The organism is Mesorhizobium sp. M8A.F.Ca.ET.165.01.1.1 (assembly GCF_004792065.1).
In the GTDB taxonomy this organism is placed as follows: Bacteria; Pseudomonadota; Alphaproteobacteria; order Rhizobiales; family Rhizobiaceae; genus Mesorhizobium.
Genome location: NZ_SRTH01000003.1, coordinates 1 through 24459, shown reverse-complemented (window position 1 = coordinate 24459; position 24459 = coordinate 1). Strand labels below are relative to the sequence as shown.

General features: G+C 63.5%; 27 protein-coding genes and 1 other RNA gene. 19 read left to right on the top strand and 9 right to left on the bottom strand.

The features are described 5' to 3' along the window. Positions 1–3 precede the first annotated feature (3 nt). Positions 4–213 (top strand): molybdopterin-binding protein, encoded by a 210-nt coding sequence (locus tag EN808_RS09375; RefSeq protein WP_135915638.1) that lies wholly within the window; start codon positions 4–6, stop codon positions 211–213. Between the two features lie 11 nt (positions 214–224). Here the strand turns inward: EN808_RS09375 and EN808_RS09370 are convergent, their stop codons facing one another. Continuing rightward, positions 225–1019 (bottom strand): thymidylate synthase, encoded by a 795-nt coding sequence (locus EN808_RS09370; RefSeq protein WP_135915637.1) that lies wholly within the window; start codon positions 1017–1019, stop codon positions 225–227. A gap of 365 nt (positions 1020–1384) precedes the next feature. After that, entirely contained in the window at positions 1385–1696 is a 312-nt protein-coding gene (locus tag EN808_RS09360) for a DUF2853 family protein (protein ID WP_127281000.1), read from the bottom strand. 168 nt (positions 1697–1864) lie between these two features. On the opposite strand from EN808_RS09360, the gene ssrA reads away from it, so the two are divergent. The 3 genes from ssrA to EN808_RS09345 all read left to right on the top strand — a co-directional run bounded on the left by ssrA (position 1865) and on the right by EN808_RS09345 (position 3529). Further along, positions 1865–2225, top strand: a transfer-messenger RNA (tmRNA) gene (gene ssrA, locus EN808_RS09355). 211 nt (positions 2226–2436) lie between these two features. After that, positions 2437–3003: an AAA family ATPase gene (locus EN808_RS09350; RefSeq protein WP_135916018.1), complete on the top strand. Its 567-nt coding sequence runs from the start codon at positions 2437–2439 to the stop codon at positions 3001–3003. 88 nt (positions 3004–3091) lie between these two features. Then, the gene (locus tag EN808_RS09345; RefSeq protein ID WP_135881883.1) at positions 3092–3529 is read left to right on the top strand and encodes a VOC family protein; all 438 of its coding nucleotides are present in this window, start codon (positions 3092–3094) and stop codon (positions 3527–3529) included. 158 nt (positions 3530–3687) lie between these two features. Here the strand turns inward: EN808_RS09345 and EN808_RS09340 are convergent, their stop codons facing one another. Beyond that, the gene (locus EN808_RS09340; RefSeq protein WP_127279265.1) at positions 3688–4893 is read right to left on the bottom strand and encodes a multidrug effflux MFS transporter; all 1206 of its coding nucleotides are present in this window, start codon (positions 4891–4893) and stop codon (positions 3688–3690) included. A gap of 186 nt (positions 4894–5079) precedes the next feature. Between EN808_RS09340 and EN808_RS09335 the strand changes: the two genes are divergently transcribed. From EN808_RS09335 to EN808_RS09320, 4 genes are all read left to right on the top strand, one after another. Continuing rightward, positions 5080–5769: a TetR/AcrR family transcriptional regulator gene (locus EN808_RS09335; protein ID WP_135915636.1), complete on the top strand. Its 690-nt coding sequence runs from the start codon at positions 5080–5082 to the stop codon at positions 5767–5769. Between the two features lie 146 nt (positions 5770–5915). Then, positions 5916–6452, top strand: coding sequence for an SspB family protein (locus EN808_RS09330; RefSeq protein WP_127279263.1), 537 nt, complete (start codon positions 5916–5918; stop codon positions 6450–6452). A 16-nt stretch (positions 6453–6468) separates the two neighbouring features. Then, the gene (locus EN808_RS09325; protein WP_127871652.1) at positions 6469–6678 is read left to right on the top strand and encodes a DUF4169 family protein; all 210 of its coding nucleotides are present in this window, start codon (positions 6469–6471) and stop codon (positions 6676–6678) included. Beyond that, positions 6675–6905: a ribbon-helix-helix domain-containing protein gene (locus EN808_RS09320; protein ID WP_127279261.1), complete on the top strand. Its 231-nt coding sequence runs from the start codon at positions 6675–6677 to the stop codon at positions 6903–6905. Before EN808_RS09325 ends, EN808_RS09320 begins: the two co-directional genes overlap by 4 nt. On the opposite strand, the gene EN808_RS09315 is transcribed toward EN808_RS09320, so the two are convergent. Then, a complete protein-coding gene (locus EN808_RS09315; RefSeq protein WP_135915635.1) occupies positions 6902–8701 on the bottom strand; it encodes a chloride channel protein in 1800 nt (599 codons plus the stop codon). The two genes, EN808_RS09320 and EN808_RS09315, sit on opposite strands and share 4 nt — an antisense overlap. Before the next feature lie 163 nt (positions 8702–8864). On the opposite strand from EN808_RS09315, the gene EN808_RS09310 reads away from it, so the two are divergent. The 3 genes from EN808_RS09310 to EN808_RS09300 all read left to right on the top strand — a co-directional run bounded on the left by EN808_RS09310 (position 8865) and on the right by EN808_RS09300 (position 10622). After that, positions 8865–9296 carry a MarR family winged helix-turn-helix transcriptional regulator gene (locus tag EN808_RS09310; protein ID WP_189521740.1) on the top strand — a complete coding sequence of 144 codons (432 nt, stop codon included), beginning with the start codon at positions 8865–8867 and terminating at the stop codon, positions 9294–9296. 105 nt (positions 9297–9401) lie between these two features. Then, a complete protein-coding gene (locus EN808_RS09305) occupies positions 9402–9707 on the top strand; it encodes a hypothetical protein (RefSeq protein ID WP_135881888.1) in 306 nt (101 codons plus the stop codon). Positions 9708–9740: 33 nt separating this feature from the next. Continuing rightward, complete coding sequence (locus EN808_RS09300) at positions 9741–10622, top strand: sigma-70 family RNA polymerase sigma factor (protein ID WP_135915634.1); 882 nt, start codon at positions 9741–9743, stop codon at positions 10620–10622. 39 nt (positions 10623–10661) lie between these two features. On the opposite strand, the gene EN808_RS09295 is transcribed toward EN808_RS09300, so the two are convergent. Further along, positions 10662–14669 (bottom strand): AsmA-like C-terminal region-containing protein, encoded by a 4008-nt coding sequence (locus EN808_RS09295; RefSeq protein ID WP_135915633.1) that lies wholly within the window; start codon positions 14667–14669, stop codon positions 10662–10664. Positions 14670–14802: 133 nt separating this feature from the next. Between EN808_RS09295 and EN808_RS09290 the strand changes: the two genes are divergently transcribed. After that, positions 14803–15765, top strand: a complete 963-nt coding sequence (locus EN808_RS09290) for a Dyp-type peroxidase (RefSeq protein ID WP_135915632.1) — start codon at positions 14803–14805, stop codon at positions 15763–15765. 57 nt (positions 15766–15822) lie between these two features. On the opposite strand, the gene EN808_RS09285 is transcribed toward EN808_RS09290, so the two are convergent. Together EN808_RS09285 and EN808_RS09280 are read right to left on the bottom strand one after the other, a co-directional pair. Continuing rightward, positions 15823–16341: a hypothetical protein gene (locus EN808_RS09285; RefSeq protein WP_135915631.1), complete on the bottom strand. Its 519-nt coding sequence runs from the start codon at positions 16339–16341 to the stop codon at positions 15823–15825. Between the two features lie 101 nt (positions 16342–16442). Continuing rightward, positions 16443–17858: an FAD-linked oxidase C-terminal domain-containing protein gene (locus EN808_RS09280; RefSeq protein WP_135915630.1), complete on the bottom strand. Its 1416-nt coding sequence runs from the start codon at positions 17856–17858 to the stop codon at positions 16443–16445. 185 nt (positions 17859–18043) lie between these two features. Here EN808_RS09280 and EN808_RS09275 point away from each other — a divergent pair, with 185 nt between their 5' ends. Both EN808_RS09275 and EN808_RS09270 read left to right on the top strand, forming a co-directional pair. Further along, positions 18044–18529, top strand: coding sequence for a thioesterase family protein (locus EN808_RS09275; protein WP_135915629.1), 486 nt, complete (start codon positions 18044–18046; stop codon positions 18527–18529). Between the two features lie 232 nt (positions 18530–18761). After that, positions 18762–18959, top strand: a complete 198-nt coding sequence (locus EN808_RS09270; RefSeq protein ID WP_015317249.1) for a hypothetical protein — start codon at positions 18762–18764, stop codon at positions 18957–18959. A 61-nt stretch (positions 18960–19020) separates the two neighbouring features. On the opposite strand, the gene EN808_RS09265 is transcribed toward EN808_RS09270, so the two are convergent. Beyond that, entirely contained in the window at positions 19021–19500 is a 480-nt protein-coding gene (locus EN808_RS09265) for an Lrp/AsnC family transcriptional regulator (RefSeq protein ID WP_127277573.1), read from the bottom strand. A gap of 89 nt (positions 19501–19589) precedes the next feature. Here EN808_RS09265 and EN808_RS09260 point away from each other — a divergent pair, with 89 nt between their 5' ends. From EN808_RS09260 to EN808_RS09250, 3 genes are all read left to right on the top strand, one after another. Continuing rightward, complete coding sequence (locus EN808_RS09260; protein ID WP_135915628.1) at positions 19590–20507, top strand: DMT family transporter; 918 nt, start codon at positions 19590–19592, stop codon at positions 20505–20507. Positions 20508–20650: 143 nt separating this feature from the next. Beyond that, on the top strand, positions 20651–21799 hold the full coding sequence (locus tag EN808_RS37585; protein WP_135915627.1) for a histidine kinase dimerization/phosphoacceptor domain -containing protein: 1149 nt from the start codon (positions 20651–20653) through the stop codon (positions 21797–21799). Continuing rightward, on the top strand, positions 21796–22242 hold the full coding sequence (locus tag EN808_RS09250) for a response regulator (protein WP_127277581.1): 447 nt from the start codon (positions 21796–21798) through the stop codon (positions 22240–22242). The genes EN808_RS37585 and EN808_RS09250 overlap by 4 nt, the downstream gene beginning before the upstream one ends. A 6-nt stretch (positions 22243–22248) precedes the next feature. Here EN808_RS09250 and EN808_RS09245 read toward each other — a convergent pair whose 3' ends face one another. Continuing rightward, positions 22249–23136: a dienelactone hydrolase family protein gene (locus EN808_RS09245; RefSeq protein ID WP_135915626.1), complete on the bottom strand. Its 888-nt coding sequence runs from the start codon at positions 23134–23136 to the stop codon at positions 22249–22251. Between the two features lie 373 nt (positions 23137–23509). Here EN808_RS09245 and EN808_RS36260 point away from each other — a divergent pair, with 373 nt between their 5' ends. Then, entirely contained in the window at positions 23510–23662 is a 153-nt protein-coding gene (locus tag EN808_RS36260; protein WP_189524110.1) for a hypothetical protein, read from the top strand. 9 nt (positions 23663–23671) lie between these two features. After that, positions 23672–24103: a hypothetical protein gene (locus tag EN808_RS09240; RefSeq protein WP_135915625.1), complete on the top strand. Its 432-nt coding sequence runs from the start codon at positions 23672–23674 to the stop codon at positions 24101–24103. The last annotated feature ends 356 nt before the right edge of the window (positions 24104–24459 follow it).

Sequence of the window (24459 nt, the reverse complement as noted above, 5' to 3'; positions counted from 1 at the left end):
CCAATGAAGATCAGCGCCCGCAACGTTCTCAAGGGAACGATCACCGAAATCGTCAAAGGGGCCACCACCTCGCATGCCCGCATCGACATCGGCGGCGGCGCCATCGTCACCGCCTCGATCACCAACGAAGCCGTCGCCGATCTCAAGCTCGAAAAGGGCAAGCAGGCCTATGCCGTGGTCAAGGCCTCGGACGTGATGGTCGGCATCGGCTGAAAAAACGCGGCTCAGACCGCGATAGGCGCCTTGATCGACGCATCGGCGGCGTAGTTATCCAGCCGGAAATCCTCGAAGCGGAAGGCGAACAGGTCCTTCACGTCCGGATTGATCCACATCGTCGGCAGTGCCCTTGGCGTGCGCTGCAACTGTTCGCGCGCCTGCTCGAAATGGTTGGAGTAGAGATGCGCGTCGCCGAGCGTGTGGACGAAATCGCCCGGCTTCAGCCCGGTCACCTGCGCCACCATGAGCGTCAGCAATGCGTAGGACGCGATGTTGAACGGCACGCCGAGGAAGATGTCGGCGGAGCGCTGGTAGAGCTGGCAGGAAAGCCGGCCCTCGGACACGTAGAACTGGAACAGGCAGTGGCAAGGCGGCAGCGCCATGGCTTCCACCTCGGCGGGATTCCAGGCCGAGACGATCAGTCGCCGCGATTGAGGATTGCGGCGGATCTCCTTGAGAAGATTGGCGATCTGGTCGATCGAGCCGCCATGACCATCCGGCCAGGAACGCCATTGCTTGCCGTAGACCGGGCCGAGATCGCCATTCTCGTCGGCCCATTCGTCCCAGATCGAAACGTCATGGTCGGTCAGGTACTTGATGTTGGTGTCGCCGGCCAGGAACCACAGGAGTTCATGGATGATCGACTTCAGATGCAGCTTCTTGGTGGTGGTGACCGGAAAGCCGCGCGCCAGATCGAAGCGCATCTGGTAGCCGAAGACGGAGCGTGTGCCGGTGCCGGTGCGGTCGCCGCGATCGGCGCCGTTTTCCAGCACATGCTGCAAGAGGTCGAGATATTGGCGCATCGGTTTCGGCTCGATTCGAGTGTTTGGGCATTATAGCGGCCAGACCGGCGGCCGAACACAGCAAAACGGTACAAACGACGCTTGCCCCACCACTCTTTCCAGAGTCGGCGCTGCCCCTCATTGTCCTGCCGGACATTTCTCCCCGTATAGTGACGGGGAGAAAGAAGCTGGCCGCTACGCTGACGCCCTTTTTGCAACGTTGGTCATTGGCGAAATCATCGATGGCAGATCCCCTCTCCCGGTCACTATACGGGGAGAGGATGCCGGCAGGCAGGTGAGGGGCGGCGCAAACCCCCGACAAAGCGAAAATAAAAGTTGGAGCGGCTATTCTGCCGTACCAGCCCTCGCAAACTGATGCGCGAGCGTCACAGAGAGCCGAGCTTGCCCAGATCCTTGGCCACCAGATAGTAGAAGGTCACGCGGTTCTTGGTGTTGTCGGCGTGCATCGCCTTGCAGGTCTTCTCGATCGCGGCGTCGGCCTTCGCCCCGTCGGTGACGCCGAGCTTCTTGGCCACCCAGCTCTCCTTGACCCGCCCCAATTCCTTCGGGTCCGTGCAGGACACCAGCGAGGAGTCGCGGTTCCTCAGCGCAATGCCCAGATGCTTGACGATCTTTTCGACCGCATCGGCGTTTGCCGCGGCGTCATACTTCTTCACATCCGCAAGATAGTCGGCCATCAAAATTCCCCTCGTCGGCGCCACGGATCCGATCGATGAGGACTGTGGCGCGCTTCGCAACTTGTGCGCTAGGTCGCTAACTCCTCACCGCTCGCAAAGCTTCGGTTGAGACCGCGCCCAAGTCAACCCTTGGCGTCGCGATTTGACACAGGGACAAAGCATCATTGCGGCCTTTCATTTCCGGCAAACGCCCCCTATATTCGTTTTGTCGGCTTGACCGACTATGGCGATAAATGGGCGATGAAATAAGCCGTTCGGACCCGGGGGCGGTACCCGGCGCCTCCACCAAAAGCCGCTTTTGACGACAGGGCGGTTTTTGCTGGGGGCGAAATAGGATCGACGAAGGTGTAAAGATCGTACTTTTGCCCGGCATTGTACCACCGTCATCGGGCTAAACTTATAGTTGCCAACGACAACTATGCGGAAGCACGTCTCGCTGCTTAATGCAGTGCGATAGCTTCAAATCAAGCCCTAGGGGTTCGCACTTCTAGGCGGGGTTCGGAGGTACCTGGCAACAGAAACCTCCACTTCTCCCCCTTCAATTTGCATCACGCGCAACGGCTCCTGCCGTCAAGACTTCGCACGGCCTGATGCATGTCGCCCGGAAGTGTCCTCGGTTCCGGGATAACGACATGCATAAATCAGAAGCTTACAGCAGGTCGGGCGAATCCTATTCGCCGCGACATGCTGTAGAAGCCGCGAAGCCGCTGCGTCGCGTGCCCTTTCTCCATGGACAAAAAATGCAAAACGATTCCAATCGATTCTTCGTGCTGACCGGCGGCCCGGGCTCCGGCAAGACCACCTTGATCGAAGCCTTGCGGCAGACGGGCTTTGCGACCTCTGTAGAAGCCGGACGCGGCATCATCCGCGACCAATCCGCCATTGGCGGAACCGCCCTGCCCTGGAGCGATCGCGCATTGTTCGCCGAACTGATGCTGTCCTGGGAGATGCGCTCGTATCGTGCGGCCCGCGCGTTGGCAGGGCCGGTCTTCTTTGACCGCGGCGTGCCGGACACGATCGGCTATCTCAGGCTCTGCGGCCTGCCGGCGCCGGATCACCTCACCAGCGCCGCCATGGAATTCCGCTATGCGCGTCGCGTCTTCATCGCCCCGCCATGGCCGGAAATCTTCACCCAGGACGAAGAACGCAAGCAAACGCTCGACGAGGCCGAGCGCACTTGCCAATTAGTGGCAGGCGTCTATGCCGAACTTGGCTACGAATTGGTGACCTTGCCGCTTGCGCCAGTCGAGGAGCGCGTGCGCTTCCTCCTCGACGCTGCTGGATTGCCGCCGACATTGCGGACATAGAGCGGCCGGCCCGGTCCGGCCCTTCATGCGCGTTGTCGGAACCAGGCGACACCTTGTAGATTGAACCGGCATCCTGGAGGTTGAAAACATGGCGCTCAAGCGGATGGACAATGTAGGAATCGTGGTCGAGGACCTCGGAGGGGCGATCGATTTCTTTCGCGAACTCGGCCTCGAGTTCGAGGGGCGGGCCACGATCGAGGGAGAATGGGCCGGGCGTGTCACCGGACTGGGCGATCAACATGTCGAGATTGCCATGATGCGCACACCGGACGGCCACAGCCGGCTGGAGCTCTCCCGCTTCCTCACGCCGCCTGTCGTCGCGGATCACCGGAAAGCCCCGGTCAACGCGCTGGGCTACCTCCGCGTCATGTTCACCGTGGACGACATCGACGATACGCTTGAAAGGCTCCGCACGCGCGGCGCGCAGCTCGTGGGCGAAGTGGTCGACTACAAGGACGTGTATCGGCTCTGCTACATCCGTGGGCCTGAAGGACTTCTCATCGGACTCGCCCAGGAACTCAACTGAGCGCGGTCGTGAACCCAGGCAAACGTTGGGCCGGTGCAAAGAAACATTGTTGGTAGCGCGTCTTGCGCCGGGTAAACGACCGCAGCTTGTCGCCCGCACTGCCTTCGACATTAAAAAGGCCGGGATTGACCCGGCCTTTCGGTTCATTTGAGGATTGGCTATTCCGCCGGCGCTTCGACGGCTTGCCGCGAACGGCCAAGCGTGACCTTCGCCAGTGCGAACGATATCACCGCGCAGAGCGTGATGCCGGCGACCATCGGCAGCGGCGTGCCGTCGAAGAACACGCCGGCAACGCCCATGGCGAGCGCGCCGATGGCAAAATGCAGCGTGCCCATCAGCGCCGACGCCGTGCCGGCGATCTCGCCATGCTCTTCCATGGCCAGCACCGAGGTGGTCGGAATGACAAGGCCGAGGAAGCCGTAGCCGACGAACAGCAGGGCCGCCATAACATCGAGCCGGTCGACCCCCGTGGCCATGATGGCGAACAGCGCCACCATCGTCGTGGCATAGCCGGTCACCGCCACCCACACCACGCGCTTCAGCCCGAACCGTTCCGAAAGCAGGCCCGTCAGCTGCGACATGCCGATGAAGGCAACCGCGTTGATCGAGAAGAACACGCTGTAGACCGAAGGCGACAGCCCGTAATGGTCGATCAGGATGAAGGACGAACTCGACAGATAGACAAAGAAGCTCGCAATGCCGAAGCCGGCGATTGCCACCAGGCCAAGGAAATTACGGTCGCCCATCAGGAAACGGTAGCCGGCAAGCGCGGTACCGAAGGAGGACCCGACACGCTCTTCCGCCGGCCGCGTCTCCTTGAGCGAGGTCGCGAGCAGGATGGTGGCAAGCACCGCCGCACCGGTCACCGTCCAGAACACGGCGCGCCAGCCGAAATTCTCGATGATCTGGCTGCCGGTCAGCGGCGCCAGGATCGGCGACACCGAGAACACCAGCATCAGCAGCGACATCAGCTTGGCGGCCTCGTTGCCGGTGTGCAGGTCGCGCACGATGGCGCGCGGAATGGCCATGCCGGCGCTGGCGCCAAGCCCCTGCAGGAAGCGGAAGGCGATCAGCCACTCGATGGTCGGCGCCATTGCCGAGCCGATGCCGCCGGCCATGAACAGCGCCAGGCCGCCATAGAGCGGCAGCTTGCGGCCGACCATGTCGGAGATCGGCCCGACGACGATCTGGCCGAAGCCCATCGACAGGAAGAAGATCAAAAGGCTCATCTGCACGGCGGCGGTGCCGGCATGCAGATCGGTGCCGATCGACGGCAGCGCGGGCAGATACATGTCGATTGCGAACGGGCCGATGGCCGACAACAGGCCGAGCACGACCGCGATGCGGAGGAATTTGGGACTCATGATATTGGCTTCTTTCGAATCTGGTTGCCGCCGCTAGGCGACGTCTGACCCCAGGACGTTCCATCCCGAGGGATTCCTACTCCCAGAGCGAATTTATTCGTCCCTCTGGAGTGAAATCCCCTTATATCGTGTCCACAAATTTAGACACTCTTGTCCAAATCGTCAATCACCTCTATATAGATTTTCATGAGACCGGACGTTTCTCCTGACACTTTCCCGCCACGTGGCCATGAGGCCAAGCGCATGTCGATCGTCGACGCCGCTGCCGGCGTGTTTTGCCGCGAGGGTTTCGCCGGCGCCAACATCGACCTGATCGCGGCAGAGGCCGGCGTCTCGCGCCAGACCGTCTACAACCACCATCGCGACAAGGAAAAGCTGTTCATCGCCGTGGTGCGCGACCTGACCGAACGCTGCAACGCCGGCATCTTCGCCACCATCGCCACCTTCCCCGATCAACCCGGGAATCTCGAAGCCGACCTGATCGGTTTTGCCGTGCGCCTGAACCAGAACTGCATCTGCAACCGCGACGGAAAGTTCCTGCGCAAGCTGATCCAGACCGAGGGCGAGCGCTATCCCGAGCTCTTTGCCGAATGGCGCGAACAGGGCCCGGGCCGGACATGGCCGGCAATCGCCGCCCGCTTCGCCCGCCTAGCTTACGGCGGCCATCTCACGATCGACGATCCCGACGTGGCGGCACGCCAGTTCCTCGGCCTCGTCAATGCCGAATTGCAGACCACCTTCATGCTTGGCGGCACGCCGCGCGAGGACGAAGTGGTGCAATCGGCGACAAACGGCGTGCGCACCTTCCTGCGCGCTTTCGGCAAGCGCCCTTCCCCGACCGGCGTGAAAAAACACACTGCGCTGGCTAACGCATAACATTTGCGGTTGCGGCGAAGCCGCCTTGCCGATCAAATCGTTGGCAATAGTCCTCGCTTCGGCGCGGCGGCGGTCTATATCAGGTTTACGCCGCCCTCAAGCTTGATTACAGCTATGCGGACGATTCAACGGAACCCGACCAACTCATGGCCGACGACCACATCCGCTACGACATTCTGGCCCAGGAGGCGTTGCGCGGCGTCATGCGCAAGGTCCTGGCCGAGGTCGCGCGCACCGGCCTTCCCGGCAACCATCATTTCTTCATCACCTTCCTGACCGGTGCGCCGGGCGTGCGCGTCTCGTCGCGGCTGCGCGAACGCTATCCCGAGCAGATGACCATCGTCATCCAGTTCCAGTATTGGGACCTGAAGGTCACCGACACCGGATTCGAGGTTGGGCTCTCCTTCTCCGACGTGCCGGAGAAACTCGAGATCCCGTTCTCGGCCGTGCGCGGCTTCTACGATCCCTCGGTCAATTTCGAACTCGAGTTCGACGTCAAGACCGATGCGCAGCCCGACGAGGAACCGGCCGCACCAGCGCCCGAACCGCTGGCCATCGTCTCCGAGAAGAAGCCGAAGGCCGAGAAGAAGGCCGCCGCCGAAGCGGAGAAAAAGCCCGCCGCCGCCGATGCCGGTACCAAGGGCGCCGAAGTGGTCTCGCTCGACGCCTTTCGCAAGAAATAGGCTCGCGGCTCCCGCCATGGCCGAAATCGTCAACCTTCGTCAGTTCCGCAAACAGAAGGCGCGGGCCGATAGAGAACAGGCGGCCGGCCAGAATCGCGCCTTGCACGGCCGCACCAAGGCCGAAAGGCAACGCGACCGCATGGTCGCCGACAAGAGCGAAAGGTTCGTCGCGGGCCATCACCGCGAAAAGCCCGGCGAACCGGGCGATCCCAGTGACGGTCAATGAGCGCCGTCGAAAAACGCTCGGTGACCATACGCGGCCATCGCACCAGCTATTCCCTCGAAAAGCCTTTCCATGACGATCTCGTCGCGATGGCGGCGGCAAGGAAGCTGACGCTCGCCGCCCTTGTCGCCGAAGTCGACGAAACGCGGCCCCGCGACACCAACCTGTCCTCCGCGCTCAGGCTGCATGTCCTGGAGTGGGCGAAGCGCGGCGTCGCCGGCGAGACTTAAGAAGAAGCCGTGCGCTGCTCTTTCTTGCCTCCGGTGCCGAAGCCAAGCAAGGTCGAGCGCTCGCGTTCCTCGGCCTGCTTGCGTGAGCGCACGCGCATCAAATCCTTCCAGCCGACATAGCCGACCAGCCTTCCATCCTCGCGCGCCACGACCGGCAAATGCGATACATTGGCCGTCAACAATTTGTCCGACAGACCTTCCAGATATTCGTCGGGATAGGCCAGCGTCACCTTGCTTCCGGCCAGCAGCTCGCCGAGCGTCGTCGTCCGGTGCTTGCCGGCACGGCGCCAGCGCAGGATCGCCGGCGGATCGATGAGGCCGAGCACCTGCCTGTTGTCATCGACGACGGGAAAACTCGGATGCCGGGTTTCCGGCGCGGTCAGGAAGGCGGCCGCGCCATGCAGCGTCATCGTCGCCGGCACGCTCTCGACCTCTGACGTCATCACCTCACGTACCCTGGTGAGCGCGAATGGATCGACGCGATATTCGCGCACCAGGTGGTGCCCTCGCCTGGCGATCTTCTCGGTCAGGATCGAACGCTTCATCAACAGCACGGTGACCGCATGCGCCGCCGCACAGGCCGCGATCAGCGGTACCAGCACATGGGTGTTGCCGGTCAACTCGACGGCGAAGAAAGTGGCTGTCAGCGGCGCGCGCATCGTGCCGCCCATGGTGGCGGCCATGGCCAGCAGCGCCCAGAAGCCCGGGTCCGCCGCCGGCAGGACCCCGGCAAGCACCGCGCCCATCGCGCCACCCATGATCAACAGCGGCGCCAGCACGCCGCCCGAGGTTCCCGAGCCGAGCGCCACCGACCAGATGACGGCCTTGACCACCAGCAGCAGCAGCGCCGCGGTGGCGATCGCGCGGCCGTCCAGCATGTCGGCGATGTTGTCATAGCCGACGCCGAGCGCCCGTGGGTCGATCAGACCGCCCATGCCGACCACCAGGCCGCCGAGCATCGGCCACCACATCCAGTGGATCGGCAGCTTCTGGAAGCCGTCCTCGCAGGCATAGACCATCTGCGTCAGCAGCCCGGACAACAGACCCGCGCAGATGCCGATCAGCACCCAGCCGCCAAGGCCGAGGAAGGAAACCGCCATGCTGCCCTGGAACGGAAAGATCGGCCCCGGCATATGCAGCATCGTGCGCTCCACCTCCGCCACGATGGCCGCCACCGCCACGGGAATGAAGCTGCGCGGCGTCCATTCGAACAAAAGCAGTTCCACCGCCAGCATGATGGCCGCGATCGGCGTGCCGAACACGGTGGTCATGCCGGCGGCCGCACCCGCCACCAGCAGCGTCTTGCGCTCGGTATCGCTGACCGGCAGCATCTGCGCGATCAGCGAGCCGATGGCGCCGCCGGTCATGATGATCGGACCCTCGGCGCCGAACGGCCCGCCGGAGCCGATCGAGATCGCCGACGACAGCGGCTTCAGGATCGCCACCTTGGCATCGAGCCTTGAGCGCCCGAGCAGGATCGCCTCGATGGCCTCGGGAATGCCGTGGCCGCGGATCTTCTCGCTGCCATAGCGCGCCATCAGGCCGATGATCAGCGCGCCGATGACGGGAACGAAGACGGCGGCAAGTCCGAGCGGCGTATCCTGCAGCTTCAGCTCGGCAAGCGAGAACTGGCCGAAATAGGCGATGTTGGTGGCCAGGCGGATCAGCTTCAGCAGCACGATGCCGGCAAACAGCCCGGCGGTCGCCACCACCACCGCTATCGCGGCGACGAGCAGCACCCTGGCGTCGGTGGTGAAATCCCTGAGATGACCGGGATTGGAATTGTGGGTCTTCATGGTGGCTTTGCTTCCTGGCGGCGGCCGTGTCTGGTTTTGCGGCACGGTCGAAGTGGCCAGCCGGTTGTCGGTCGGCTATGTATCGTAACACGATATATCTGTTCAAGCTGTTTCGTTCGAAATTTCGTTTGAGCTTTCACCGGAAAACGAAGACATCTGCGATATGACGCAGCCGCCCAAGACCCCACGCCCCGCCATCAGGCAATCCGACTACCAGCGGCTGTCCGAGTTCCGCTACCTGATCCGCCGCTTCCTCGAATTCAGCCAGGTGCAGGCCGAGGACGCCGGCCTGACCCCGCGCCAGCATCAGGCGCTGCTGGCGATCAAGGGATATCCGGGCGGCGGGCCGGTGACGGTCGGCGACCTTGCGGAACGCCTGCGCATCCGCCACCACAGCGCCGTCGAACTGGTCAACCGCCTCGGTGAGGCAGGACTGGTCGCACGCGATCAGGACAAGGACGACCACCGCCGCGTGCTGCTGCGGCTGACCGAACGCGCCGACGATTGCCTGGCCGAACTCTCTGCCGCGCATCTCGACGAGCTCTCGCGCATCGAACCCATGCTGCGGCGCCTGCTCGACCGGGGCCAGGACTGACACCAGGCGTCTGCGCGGGCCGGTACCGAACTATTTTTTTGAAATCCGAATCCTTCGGCCTGGCTGAGGCGTCTTGGACAGACGACAGCCAAGGGAGCCGATGCGATGAAACATCATTTGATACGCTACAAAACGAAGCCGGACCGGGCGGACGAGAACGAGCGCCTGGTCAAGGCTGTGTTCGAGGAACTGCGCGGCAAATCGCCGGAAGGCGTTCGCTACATGACCTGGCGCTCCGGCGACGGCACTTTCGTCCATCTCGTCGAGATCGAAACCGACGAGCATGCTGACATCATCCCCGGGCTTGCCGCTTTCGAGGCCTTCCAAAACGGCATCAGGGATCGCTGCATCGACCCTCCGCATCGTGACGTGATGACAGTGGTGGGCCATTATCGGATGCTGGACGAGTAGCCTGAATAGAACCATGGCAAGAACGGCCGGTGCATGAACAGTCCAGGCGAGATCCCAAGGCCTTTCGACCGCTTGTTCGGCGAATTGCGTCCCAAACTGCATCGCTATTGCGCCCGCATGACAGGCTCGGTCGTCGATGGCGAGGATGTCTTGCAAGAGGCGCTGGCCAAGGCATTCGAGGCCTTGCCCAACGCCGGCCTGATCGCCAATCCCGAAGGCTGGCTGTTTCGCATCGCGCACAATACCGCGCTCGACTTTTTGCGCCGCCGCGCCCGTGAGAAGACGTTCTACGAGGAGGAGCCGGACATGATCGCCGACCCGGCAAATTCGATCGCCGAACGGCAGGCCGCGGTAGCCGGATTGCACAGTTTCATGCGCCTTCCCGTCGCGCAACGAAGCAGCGTCATCATGATGGATGTCCTGGGCTATTCGCTGCGGGAGATCAGCACCATGCTCGACACCAGCGTCCCCGCGGTCAAGGCCGCGCTGCATCGTGGCCGCGGCCGGCTGCGTGAGATCGCCGACGAACAGGACGATCGTCCTGTTCCCAGGCTGAGTGCATCGGAGCGCCTGTTACTCGACGCCTATGTCGATCGCTTCAACGCCCGCGATTTCGACGCCGTGCGGGACATGCTGGCCGATGAGGTACGCTTGGAACTGGTGGCCAGGGCAAGGCTCAGCGGCCGCAAGGAGGTGGCAACCTATTTCGGCAATTATTCCCGGGTGCGGGACTGGCATTTCCAGCCTGGTTTCGTCGAAGATCGTCCGGCAATCCTCGTGCGCGATCCCAACGATCCCACGGCAGCGCCGGCATACTTCATCCTCCTGGGTTGGCAGGGCGGCAAGCTCGCCGCCATCCGCGATTTCCGCCACGCCAGATACGTCGCTGACGGCGCTGAAACATTCGTTCTTTGAGGCGATTGCCAGTCGGGCGGGCAGCCGGAATGCCTAGTCCTACCGCAGCGACTTCAACAGATTGTCGACCGTGAATGGGTTGGCTTTCGGCTTGGCCGGAGGCGGATTGTCGTTGGCGGGCGACTGCTCGGCCTTGGGCGCCTGTTGCGCCGCCTTGCGCTCCGCCTCGAGCCTGGCTTTTTCCTGGGAGGCAATGCGCATCGCCTCCTCCGCCTTCTGGCGCTCCTGCTCTGCCTGCGCCCTGGCCGCCTCGTCGGCTGCCTGCTGTTCCGCCGCCGCCTTGGCCTCCGCATCGGCCTTGGCTTTCGCTTTCGCGTCTGCCTCCGCCTTGGCTTTCGCTTCCGCGTCGGCCTTTGCCTTGGCATCCGCTTCAGCCTGGGCCTGAGCGTCGGCTTCCGCTTTCGCCTTGGCGTCGGCCTCCGCTTTCAGGCGCGCCGCTTCCTCCTGTTGGCGCAGTTCCTCGGCGGCCTTGTCGCGGGCATCCTGAAGTGCCGCGTAGTAGCGCACCTCGCGCCGCAGCCGCTGTTTCTCGAGCAGCGCGGCCTGCATCGCCTCGACGCGCTGCTGTTCCTTTTCCAGCGCGCGCTGGGTCAGGAACTGCGCCAGCGGCTGGCTGTCGAACTGCCGTTTCACCGCGCCGAACGGCCCCTCGGCGGTGAAATTCACGGCCGGCTCGGAGCCGACCAGCGCTTCGTCGCCGGGCCGATAGGTGACCGCGCCCTTGGCCGAAACCGTGCTGGCGTTGAGGTCGGCCGTGATGTCGGCCGACAAGGTCGCCGCCGGATTTTCAAGGCTGATCGGCGGCGCCCTGAGCGTGCCGCCGGCAATCGTGAAGGCGACCTCGGCGTCCTTTGCGGCGAAGCTGCCGCCGGCGGCGATGTCAGGCGCGAAGCCGGCGGTCTTGGCCGCGTCGATATCGCGGCCGATCGCATCCGCCTTGGCGAGGAATGCGCTGAAGGCATCAGGATTGACGCCGGCGATCTGCAAATCCTTCAGCGCCGCCGTGCCGGAACCAGACAGGGCGGCGATCATTGCGTCGACCGACTTGCCGCTGGTCGACAGCGTCGTCGAGAAATCGCTGGTGCCGCCGATGCCCGCGTCCGGCAAGACGCTTGCCAGATCGGCACCCGCCAGCTTCATCTGTCCGGTGAAAAGCCCCGTGCCCTCATTGTTCTTCAACTCGAACAGGCCGGTCAGCGCCCCGCCGAGGAATTTGGCCTTGAGATCGGCCACGCGGATGCCGTCCGGGTCGAGCTTGAGCGAGAAGGCCGCGTCATAGGCGGTGGCGAGCGGGCCGGCGGCCAGCGAAGCCGTGGTCAGGTCGAGATCGGCCGTGAACGGCAAGCTGGACTTCTGGCTGAACGGCGCCGACGGCCACGCACTGGCCCTGTTACTCTTGCCGGCCTTGTCACTCTTGCCGGCATTGTCACTTTTGTCGGCCCCGTTCTTGTCCACGAGAAAAGCGGAATCGCCGAACAGCGCCACCGCCATCGGATCAAGGTCGAGTTCGTCGAGCGCCAGCGCGCCGGCCAGATGCGGCACGCCGTCCTTGCCGTCCACGCCCTGCTTGACATCGAGGTTGATGTCGCCGGACACGGCTGCCTCGTTGATGGCGCCGCTGAGCCCGGAGAGCACCAGCAGGCCGTTGCCATAATCGGCCTGCGCGGCCAGCGATGTCGACATGCCGGCGCCCATGCCGGGCAGGCCGATGCCCGTCGTCATCAGCCATGGCTCGATGTCGGAGGCGTCGAGGTTGACCTTGCCCTTCGCCGTCGGACCTTGCGGCGTGTCGGCGACCGTTCCCTCGAAGCCGGCCTTGAAGTCGTTGCCGGCAAGGCTGAAGCTCGTCGTCAGGCCGCCGCCGAACGTGCCCTTGGCCTGGATATCGGTGCTTGCCTCGCCCAGCATGCCGAGCGGTAGCGCCGGCAAGCCGTAGAGCGCCAGCAAGGCGGTTGCGTCCGGGTTCCTGGCATTGAACGTCAGTGTCACGGGGGCGTCAGAAAGCTTGCCCACCGCGCCCTTCCCCGACAGCGACGCCGAAAACGCCGAGCCGCCGGCCTTGCCTTGCCCGCTCATCGCCAGGCCCGTGGAGCCGTCGCCATTGTCGGCGGCACTGGCCACGAGGTCGATGCGCGCATCCTGGAACAGCTCGGGATAAGCGGCGGCGCGGCCCGCGAGCCCCTTCAGCACGGCATTATCAGGATAATGCTGCGCGGCGACATCGATCAGCGGTTTCAGGTCGACAGCGACCACCGAGGCGTCGAGCTTGCCGGTCGGGCTCGCCGGAAAATCCTTGATCCGGCCGGTGGCGCTGATCGAGGCGCCAGCCAGTCCGCCCACCGACAGCCGGTCGATTTCGAGCAGCCCGTCCCGCAGCCTTAGTGCGGTATCGACCGTGTCGGCGGTCAAGCCGCCGGCGCTGACCGGGCCGGCCTTGATCTGGAAATCGAGGTCGCTGCTGGCAAAGCGGTTGGCGCCCTTGTCGCTGACGAAGATCGAGGCGAAGGCCGCCAGCCCGTCCACATCGAGTTCGCCGCCCTCGAGCCGCATCAGCACCGAGGGCTTTGCGTCGTCGGGCTGGCTGGAATCGATGCGGCCGGAAAACTTCGCCTTGCCCAGGATCAATTCGAGATCGCTAAAGGATTGATGGTTTTGCGAGAGATCGACCTTGGCCTTGAAACCGGCGGCAGGCAGACGGCGGATCGCCTCGTCGACATCCTTCGACAGCCACGCCGCAAAACCTGAAGGTTGCGCCACCGCCAGCAGCAACGAGCCGGTGAAGCCGAAATGGCCCTGCACGTTGAGCATGACCTTGCCATCGGCTTCCAGCTTGGTGCGGCCCGGCAAGGTCGCGGCGAGCGATTTCACCGACCAACCGTCATCGACCGGCTCGGCGGAAAGATGAACATCGCGCACCGTCGTGTCGCCGGCCACCACCGCCGGCAGCTTGACCTCGACCGTGCCGGGAATTGTCGGCTTCGGCAGATCGAGCAGCGCCTGTTCCAGCCCCGCGATACGCTGGTCCAGCGTCAGGCCCGCGCCGGCCGGCGCACCCACCGCCTCGTCGAGTTGCACCTGCGCGCCATTGGCCTCGATGGCGAAACTCGGTTTCTGGCCGAGATCGACCGAGGCCTTGCCGTCGGCGGTATAGGGATTGTCCAGCGGACCGGTCTCGAAACGGAATTCGTCGACGCCAAGCTTCTGGTGATCGAGCGAGAACTTGCCGTTCAGCCGAAAGCCCGGATCGGGCTTGCCGGCGCTGACCTTCACCGTCTCGCCATCCGTGCCGCGCAGCTCGGCTGAATTCTTGTCGGCGCCCGAAATCTTGAACTGGCCGGAATAGACGGCCGCACTGTTGACGATGCCCGCATTGCCGTCGGTCTCGATGACCAGCGGATAGGCATCGGGGTCCGCCTTCAGCCGAAGCCGCAGCTGCCCGGAAGGTTCGGCCTTGCCGGTCGAGGCCGCAACCGTGGCGCGCAAGCCGTCGAGACGCAACGTCCCGTCCATGCGCCACGGACCGGCCAGCGATTTGGCCGAAATGGTCGAGTTGATCTCGGAGAAGATGTGGCTGCGGCCGCCGGCGGCATGGCGCAGTTCGATCTGCCCTTCCGTCACCGTCAGTTTCTCGATCGAGACTTGTCCGGGGTCGAAGGGCGAAGACGGGCGCATCGCCCAGTCGACGGTACCATTGGCGGCGATGTCTATGATTGCCTTCGGCCGCACCAGCCGCATGTCGAAAATCAGCACCTCGCCGCGCAGGAAGGGCGCGAGTTCCGCATCCATCGAAAACGTCTCGACGGTCATGGCCGGCTGGCCGTTGGGGCCGCCGGCGACGGCGACGTTGGAAAAGGTCACCGAGGGAAACGGCAACAGCCTTGCCGTGGCGTCGCCCTGCACGGTCACCTTGCGGCCCAGGATGGCGCTTGCCTCGCGCTCGAACTCGGCGCGGTAGCCGGTCCAGTCGACAAAATACGGCACCACCAGCGCCGCGCACAGCACCAGCACGAACAAGCCACCGAAGATCACGAACAGGCGTGCGAGCATCAGCTCCGAACAGGTTGATTGAAATTCTGCCGCACTCTACCCGCATCCGCGTGTCGATAAAGAGGCAAATCATCCCGTGTTGCGTCCTGCCGGACGATCTGAAACAAATCCTGGAAAAAGCGGAGATTCTCGGATGTCGGGCAAGAACTGGGACCGTGTGCCGATCGATGCGCAGAGCGTCGATGCCCCGCTTTCGCAATCGGCGATTTTTCTTGTCGTCACCGTCGCCGGCGAACAGCCGGCCCTGGCCAGGGTGTGCTCCGTGCTTGGCGAACTCGACGATCTGGTCAAGACTGTCGGATTCCGCGACCTTGGTGGCCGCCTGTCCTGCATCGCCGGCATCGGCAGCGATCTCTGGAACCGGCTCAGCCCCGGCCGGCGGCCGCTGGAGCTGAAGCCGTTCGCTCCGATCAAGGGCGCGGTCCATTCGGCGCCAACGACGCCGGGCGACCTGCTCTTCCACATTCGCGCCGAGCGGCCCGACATGTGCTTCGAATTCGAACGTATCCTGCTCGACAGGCTTGGTCCCGGTGTGACCGTCGTCGACGAAGTGACCGGCTTTCGCTATTTCGATGCCCGCGACCTGCTCGGCTTCGTCGACGGCACCGCCAACCCGGCCGGCCTCGACTTGCCCGCCTCGGCGCTGGTCGGTGAAGAGGACCCCGACTTTGCCGGCGGCAGCTATGTCGTGGTCCAGAAATATTTGCACGACATGCAGGCCTGGGCGCGCATTCCAACGCCCGAGCAGGAGGCGATCATCGGCCGCACCAAGATCGACAACATCGAAATCGATGATGACGACGCGCCGCGCAAGTCGCACAAGTCGCTGGCCACTATCGAGGATGCCGACGGCAATGAATACGATATATTGCGCGACAACATGCCGTTCGGCAGGCCCGGGCAGAACGAGTTCGGAACCTACTTCATCGGCTACAGCAGATATCTCTGGGTCACCGAGAAAATGCTGCAGCGCATGTATGTCGGCGATCCGCCCGGCGCCTATGACCGGCTGCTCGACGTCTCGACGCCGCACACCGGCACGACCTTCTTCGCCCCCACCCGTCCCATGCTGCAGACGCTTGTGCAGGCGAAGTAAGAGAAGCTTTGTCGCTGCGCAGTAGAGCGTCGGCTGGCGGCCTCTATCCGCGGCCCCTCAACGTGCGTCGCGTTTCGCCTGCGCCACCTTGGCCGCCTTGCGCTGCCGGCCGAGTTCAGCCGGTCGGACCAGGCTTGCAACCTTCTGGTTGGCCACGGCCCGCATACCCTTGTGCGCCGTGCGCGAATTGTGCGTGGGACCGTTCGGGGCTTTCTGCTTCAAGGTCAGCGCCTTGCGCGCATTGTCGACCAGCGAAACGCGTGCCGCCAGTTGGCGGCGCCGTTCGGCCTCGCCGTTCAGCCGCCTCATCGCCATGGCCAGCACCGTGAGCTTCACTTGCGAACCGCCGTCGGCCTTCGAGGCGGTCGCGCCCTTTGCCGCGCCCTTGCCGCGTATCTCGCGCCGCCTGCGATGCGCTTCGGTCTGCGCCTTGTCGCGCCGTTCCCGCAACTGCTTGACCAGGCCGGAAAGGTCGGCGTCGGAAAGATCCTGCACCGCCGGATGGTGCGACTTCTCCACCAATTCCTTTTCATCGGCGCTCAGCGCGCGCGCTTCTTCCTTGCGTGAAATGGCCATGACAGTCCTCCTCTGCCGGCACGCCTGTCTTTCCAGGCTTGCCACGGGAGGAGCCTCGACCTGAATGGCGGCACGGTCAAGACCGGCGCCTCTCGACGTCCTTAGCCCATGTCAGGCAGGATCTTGCCCGGATTCATGATGTTTTGCGGATCGAGCGCCTGTTTGATGGTGCGCATGATGTCAACGCCGTGGCCGAGTTCATGGCGCAGGAAGCCGATCTTGCCCTGGCCGATGCCATGCTCGCCGGTGCAGGTGCCCTCCATGGCGATCGCCCGCATGTTGAGCCGCGCGACGAACGTTTCCGACAGCGCGATTTCCTTGGGATCGTTGACATCCATCAGCACCAGCACATGGAAATTGCCGTCGCCCGCATGGCCGACGATCGGCGCGATCAGGCCCATCTCGGCGATATCGGCTTCGGTTTCGGTGACGCATTCGGCAAAGCGCGAGATCGGCACGCAGACATCGGTCGACAGGCCCTTGGCGCCCGGCCGCAAGGTCAGCGAGGCCCAGTAGGCGTCGTGCCTCGCCTTCCACAGTTTGGTCCGCTCCTCGGCGACGCTGGTCCATAGGAACGGCCCGCCGCCATTTTCTTCGGCGATCATGCCGAAAGTCTCGGCCTGCTCGGCAACGCCGGCATCGCTGCCGTGGAATTCCACGAACAGGCACGGGCTCTCGGGATAGTCGAGCTTGGAATACGTCTTCATCGCCCGCATCTGCAGCGCGTTGACCAGTTCGATGCGCGCCACCGGAATGCCCATCTGGATCGTTGCGATCACCGCGTTGCAGGCCGCCTCGACGCTCGGGAACGGGCAGACGCCGCCCGAGATCGCCTGCGGAATGCCCTGCAGCTTCAAGGTCAGCGCGGTGATGATGCCGAGCGTGCCTTCGGATCCGACCAGCAGCCTGGTCAAGTCATAGCCCGCCGAGCTCTTTTTCGCCCGCTTGCCGGTCGTCACGGTCTCGCCGTCCGCCATCACGGCGGTCAGCGACAGTACGTTCTCGCGCATCGTGCCGTAGCGGACGGCATTGGTGCCGGAGGCCCGCGTCGCCGCCATGCCGCCGAGCGAGGCATTGGCGCCCGGATCGATCGGGAAGAACAGGCCGGTGTCGCGCAGATGCCGGTTCAGGTCCTCGCGCGTCACGCCGGGTTCGACGGTGCAGTCGAGATCCTGCGGATTGACCGCAAGAATGCGGTTCATCCGCGACGTATCGACCGAGATGCCGCCACCCGGCGCGTTGGTGTGGCCTTCGAGCGACGAGCCGACGCCAAACGCGATCACCGGCACGCGGTGTGCCGCGCAGGCGCGCACGATTTCCTGCACCTCGGCCGTCGTCTCCGGGAAAGCGACGCCGTCGGGCGCCTGCGTCGGAATATAGGTGGTCGTATGCGCGTGCTGCGAACGGATCGCCTGGCCGGTCTGGAAGCGCTCGCCCAGACGCTGCTTGAGAATGCCGAGTACGGCCGCGATGCCTTCCTCGTTGCGTTCGACCGGATTGAGGTCGCTCAGAGCCATGGAATCCTCCGCGAATGGACCAGCATGCATCCTTGTTATGCGGTTATGGATGCCTAAAGCAATTCCAGGAAAAGTGTGAAGCGGTTTTCCCAGGAAAAGCGCTAACGCTTTCCCTAGGGAATTTCGTCAAAACAAAAAAGTCTCCACGACCACGCTCTGTCCAGCACCAGAACAAGGAAGTTTCGATGTCCATCCTCGCCCCCTTCGTTTCCAAGCCCATGGACATCGAGAAGGACTGGATCGACTATAACGGCCATCTCAACATGGCCTATTACAACGTGCTGTTCGACCGCTGCTCGGACGAGGCCTTCGAGGCGATGGGCATGGGCCTGCCCTATGTGAAAGAGCGGCGGCTCACCATCTACACCGCCGAAGTCCATGTCTGCTACGTGCAGGAGTTGCACCTGGACCACAAGGTCATAGTCTCCTTCCAACTCATCGACCATGACGACAAGCGGCTCAGGGCCTACCAGGAAATCCGCCATGTCGATGGCCGGCTCGCCGCCACGTCCGAGACCCTGTCGCTGCATGTCGACATGTCGGGGCCGAAGGTGGCGCCCTTCCCGGCCGATGTGCTGGCCAGGATCGAAGCCATGCGCGCCGCCCATTCGGTGCTGCCAATGCCCGAACGCGCCGGGCGCTCGATCGGAATCAGGCGCAAGCAGGGCTAGGGCAAATTCGAGGACGGAACGACTTCAAAGCCACACCCGCGAACCAAAATCGCCGGCCCCCTCAAATCGACTGGCGCCAGCGCTTGAAGCGGTCCTGGACCCACATTAACCTTACCGAGGTTTTAACGGGAACAAGCCAATTGAGCCGTTGAACGACTCAGCGGAGCGGTCGAAAACGTCCGCACCAGGGTTGTTTACGGGCGGCGGGGCGAAGCCGGTTCGAGGGACGTGCATGAAAACCGACATCAAGGTCGAGGTGGATAGGCTGGCGGCCGATCCGCGCATATCAGACTATGATTTCTGGCGTTCGCTCAAGAATGTCGACAACGAGATCTTTCACATCGCCAACAACAACGAACCGATCCCATTCGACATGATTCGCTGGCGCAGCATCCTGAAACGCGCCCGCCTGAAGCGCGGCCACGCCTGAGGCAAGCAATTTCGATCGCCGTCTGGCGCTGACATTTTTCTCAAGCAACATCTCACCGAGATCAAACCTGCCGCTTGATCGCCGCCAGCGGCGAGCGCGCGATCACCGGCGACGACTGGATGATCGCCGTGTTGGTCATCGCATGGGGGATGATGCGATCGATCACCCGTTCGAGTTCGGCCACCGAGCCGACATGCGCCAGCGCGATGAAACAGTCTTCGCCTGTCACCCGGTCGCATTGCGCGATCTCGGGCAGGGAGCGGATGATCTCGGCCACGACCGCCAATTGCCCCGGCACCGGCCGGATGCGCAGCCATGCCGACAGTTTCAGGCCAAGCGCCGCGGGATTGATTCTGACCGAATAAGCTTCGATCACGCCGTTCTCCTGCAGCCGCTTGAGGCGCTCGGCCACACTCGGCGCCGACAGGCCGACCGAGCGCGCCAACTCCGCCGTGCTGATGCGCGCGTCCTCTTCCAGCAAGCGCAATATTTTCATGTCGGCGGCGTCGAGGTCGACGCTTTCGCTTCGAAGGCGTTTCATGGAAAAATCCTTGCTTCCGGGAAAGAAATGACCGGACTTGCTGCTCATCGTCCATATAAACCGGAAAGATCGCCTGCGATACTGCGCCGATGGATGACCAGGCGCAAGTCCCGACTGCCGGTCGCGATGCCACCAGGCCTGCTCTTGCCGGCCCGGGCAGCCTGGCGACGAGACTGCCACCGCATCTCTGGTTCGCGGTCAGCGCGGTCTTCCACTATCTCGGGCCGGCCTTCGCCGTGCTGCTTTTCCCGCATGTCGGCGTGCTCGGCATGGCGTGGCTGCGCATCGCCACAGCGGCGCTGATCTTCGCGCCGCTGACGCGGCCCTGGCGAACCTTCGTCGGAACCGATACTCGGACGCGCCTGTTGTTGCTGGCCTTCGGCGCTTGCCTGGCGGTGATGAACTGCTCGTTCTACTTGGCGCTCGACCGCTTGCCGATCTCGTTGGTGGCGGCGATCGAATTCGTCGGCACCATCGGCATTGCGCTGGTCGGCCTCGGGAGCGCCCGCAATCTGGCCGCTCTTGCCATAGCCGTCACCGGCACCTTGCTGTTGATCGACGTCAGATGGTCAAGCGACCCGGTCGGGCTGTTCTGGGCTTTCCTCAACGGCGCGCTCTTTGTCGGCTACATCATGCTTGGCCACCGTGTCGCGCGCGCGGGCGCCGGCGACGGCATAGCCGGCCTGGGTGCCGCCATGGCGGTCGCCTTCGTCGTCGTGCTGCCGATCGGCTTCACCGACGCGCTGCCCGCCTTTTTCTCGCCGCCGCTGCTCATTGCCGCCATCGGCGTCGGCGTCTGTTCCTCGGTCATACCCTATGTCTGCGATCAACTCGCCATGGCGCGGTTGCCGCGCTCGAGTTTCGCGCTGATGCTGTCCCTGCTGCCGGTCACCGCGACACTGATCGGAGTCGTGGTGCTGCGTCAGATCCCCGGTCCGGCCGACTGCATCGGCATCGCCCTGGTGGTGGCCGGTGTCGCCTTCCACAAGCCGGCCTCCGCCGGCTAGTCGAGAAATCCCTTTTCTCCCAGTCGGTTGCAAAAAGCATCCGTTGGTTCCCACCTGCGACGAACTGCGACAGGCCGTTCGAGATTGAACCAAATCCGACTTTGAGCCGTTGTCTCCCACGAAAAATGGCTTGGAGCGACGCGATGGACTGGAAGAGGACCAGGGAACCGGCCGACGCATGGCACATGACCGACGACCTTCATGTCGAGCAAGGCAAGGGCGACCCGTTCGCGGCGGCCATCCGTGCCACGCGGATGTCGATGATCATTACTGATCCGCGCCGGCAGGACAATCCGATCGTCTTTGCAAACGACGCCTTCCTGCGCCTGACGGGATACGAGCGCCATGAAGTTATCGGCAAGAACTGCCGCTTCCTGCAGGGCCCCAAGAGCGACAAGGCCGCCATCGCAGAGATACGCGCCGCGATCGAGAACGAGACCGATCTTAGCGTCGATATCCTGAACTACCGCAAGGATGGTTCGAGCTTCTGGAACGCGCTCTACATAAGCCCTGTCTCCAACGACAAAGGCGAATTGCAATTCTTCTTTGCTTCCCAGCTCGATGTTTCAGACCGCAAGCGTTCGGAACATCGCATCACCGCGGACAAGGATCGCTTCGAGAAAGCCGTGAGGGAACGTACTGCGGAACTCGAGGCGGCGCTCGAGGCGCAGACCACGCTGCTGCACGAGGTCGATCATCGCGTGAAGAACAACCTGCAGATGATCTCCTCGCTCATCCTCATGCAGAGCCGGGCCGCCAGTGACGAGAATTTGAAGCGCTCGCTGGGCACGATGCTGGAACGCATAGAGGCGCTCAGCACCGTGCACCGCCGGCTCTACCAATCCAAGGACGTCAGCAAGTTCGATGTCTCGGATTTTGCCAGGGATCTCGTCTCCGAGCTGCTCACGGCTTCGGGACGCTCGGAAATCAATCCGAAACTTGATCTCGAGTCCATCATCATCCCAGCCGAGAAGGCAACGCCGGTGGCATTGATGGTGAACGAACTCCTCACCAACGCGCTCAAGCATGCGTTCAAGGAAGGGCCGGATGGCACGAGATCGGGCAGCATCGGCATCAAGATGAGCCAGCCGGACGGTCATTTGAACATCGAGGTCTCGGACGACGGCGTCGGCATGGCGGACGCCAATGGGGACGCCTCCTTCGGCATGCGGCTGATCAAGTCGCTTGCACGCCAATTGCGCGCCGACATCGAGTGGCGCGATGCCGGTCCCGGCACTCGCGTTGTCATTTCGATGCCCAACGGACCACAGCACAAAGGGAACCTGTCATGAATGAGCCTCTCAAGGTCCTGATCGTGGAGGATGAGGCCTTGCTGGCCATGGAGCTGGAAAGCCTTGTCCAGGACGCCGGCCACAGTGTGGTGGGCTGGGCGACATCCCTGGCCGAAGCAAGGGAGGTGGTCGATTCGACGCGGGCCGACATCGCCTTTGTCGACATCCACCTCACCGACGGCCCGACCGGCATCGATGTCGCCGAATATATCGACGACAGGAAGAACTCCATGGTCGTTTTCATGACCGCAAACCCGAAGCGCATTCCCGACCATTTCGCCGGCGCGATCGGGGTCATTGCCAAGCCCTACACGGTCCACGGAGTGACTTCGGCCCTGCGCTATTTGCAGGAAGGCGTGCGGCGCCCACCGCCGACATCGGAGCGTCCGGCGGGCTTCACCTTGTCGCCGGCTTTCGAGACGGTCTGGGCGCCGGGAAGGTGACGACGATCAAGCCAGCTTCTGCTTGAGGAAAGCGACGGTCCTGCCCCAGGCGAGATCGGCCGCCTTCTTGTCGTAGCGCGCCGCCGAGGTGTCGTTGTTGAAGGCATGGTTGGCGCCTTCATAGACATAGACCGTGTATTCGACGTGGGCGGCGTCGAGCTCCTTCTTGAAGGCATCGATCCCGGCGTTGGTGCGCTGGTCGAGGCCGGCATAATGCAGCAGCAGCGCAGCCTTGATCTTAGACGCGTCGGCGGCGTTCGGCTGCATGCCGTAATAGGCGACGCTGGCGGCGAGGTCGGGCGCATTGACGGCCAGCATGTTGGCCGTGCCGCCGCCCCAGCAGAAGCCGATGGCGCCGACCTTGCCGTTGCCGTCCTTGTCGGCCTTGAGAAAGGCGACCGTCGCCACCCCGTTGGCCACGGTCTGCGCCGGGTCGAGTTTCCCGAACATGTCGCGCGCCTTGTCCTCATCGGCGGGCGTGCCGCCGAGCGGCGACAGGAAATCGGGCGCGAGCGCCACGAACCCTTCCAGCGCCACACGCCGGGCGACGTCGCGGATATGTGGGTTGAGCCCCCTGTTTTCATGGATGACGATGACGGTGCCGAGCTTGCCGGTCTGGTTTGCCGGTTTGACCAGATAGCCTTTCATCTCGCCGCCGCTGCCGGGATAGGTGATGTCCTCGCCTTTCAAGCGGGCATCGTTTTCGGCCACGATTGCCGCCTGGGCGGAGTTCGCAGCCAGCATCGGCGCGATCGCGGCCGCCGCCGCGCCCGATCCGGCAAGCCTGGTCAGTTGCTCCATGAAGCGGCGGCGATCCAGCGTCAGATGGGTGTATTCGTCATAGGCGTCGATCATCGCCTGGGTGATGACGGGCTTGGTGGTGACGTCGGTCATGGGCTTCCTCGATCTCGGTGTCTTGACTTCGGTTTCCTTGCCGTCCGCAAGATAGGGGCGAGCCTGTCATCGTCCACTGGACGGTGACACCTCGCCGCCTCCAAGACCGCCAGCCAGGCCGCTGAAGATCATCACGTTTTTGTCATCGGTGAATAATCTTGATGGCGCTGCCACAATAGTGGGGGAAACTGGCTGGCCGGCCGCTTTTGGCGGTCACGGTAGAGCAATTCCAGGAAAAGTGCGTAGCGGTTTTCCCGGGAGAAGCGCGCAGCGCTTCCCCTTGGGAATTGCGTAAAAACAAGAAGTTAGAGCGGGGCAGAGGTTCTATCAAACTCTGAACCGCTCTAGGCCCGATCTGGAAGGAACAATGCCGATGACCATGACCTCGCCGATGCTCGCAACAGCTTTCATGGTTGCGACCGCCGTTCTGGCGATGCGCGCGGCCGTTGTTGCGGCGAGCCGCAAGTCCATGGTCAAGGTACGCAGCCGCCAGCGTCATCCGGCAAACACGAAAACCCAAGGTTGAGGTGAAGTCATGGACGTCCAGGACATCGTGAACACCGTCTCGCAGAAGGCCGGTCTCGACCAGGCGACGACCGAAAAGGTCGTCGGCACCATTTTCTCGGTGCTCGAGCATGAGGCGGAAGGCACCAGCGCCTCCTCCTTCTTCGCCAAGATTCCGGGCGCCGATGCGCTGGCGCAGAAATACGACGTCATGGCCGCCCCGACCGGCGGCGGCGGCTTCCTGTCCTCGCTGCAAGGCGCGCTTGGCGGCGTTCTCGGCGAGAAAGCCGGCGCGCTGGTCAACGGCCTCGCCGCGCTCAAGGCATCCGGCCTCGACATGGCGCAGATCCAGAAGGCAGGCGAGACGCTGGTCCAGCAGGCCGAGGCAGCCGCCGGCCCCGATTTGACCAACCAGGTGCTCGGCTCGGTGCCCAGCCTGAAGAGCCATCTGGGGCTCGGCTAAGACGGCGACGCCGGCCGCCCGGTCGAAGGCAGAAAAACGTCCTGCATTGCGACGCTTTGCTGACCATGGCTGGCGCTGCCCCTCACCTGCCTGCCGGCATCCTCTCCCCGTATAGTGACGGGGAGAGGGGCGTTGTCATCGCCGATTTCGCTAATCCCCAATGATGCAGGAAGGCGCCGCGGTTGCGTCCAGCCCCTTCTCCCCGTCACTATACGGGGAGAAGTGCCCGGTGTCCGAACCGGATAGATAGGTAACAGAATGGACCGATAGCATGGGTGACAGTTTTCTTGTCCGCCGGGAGGACCGGCGATGGTTTGGCGAGAAACTGGGATCATGGACGAGCGGCTACGGTTTGT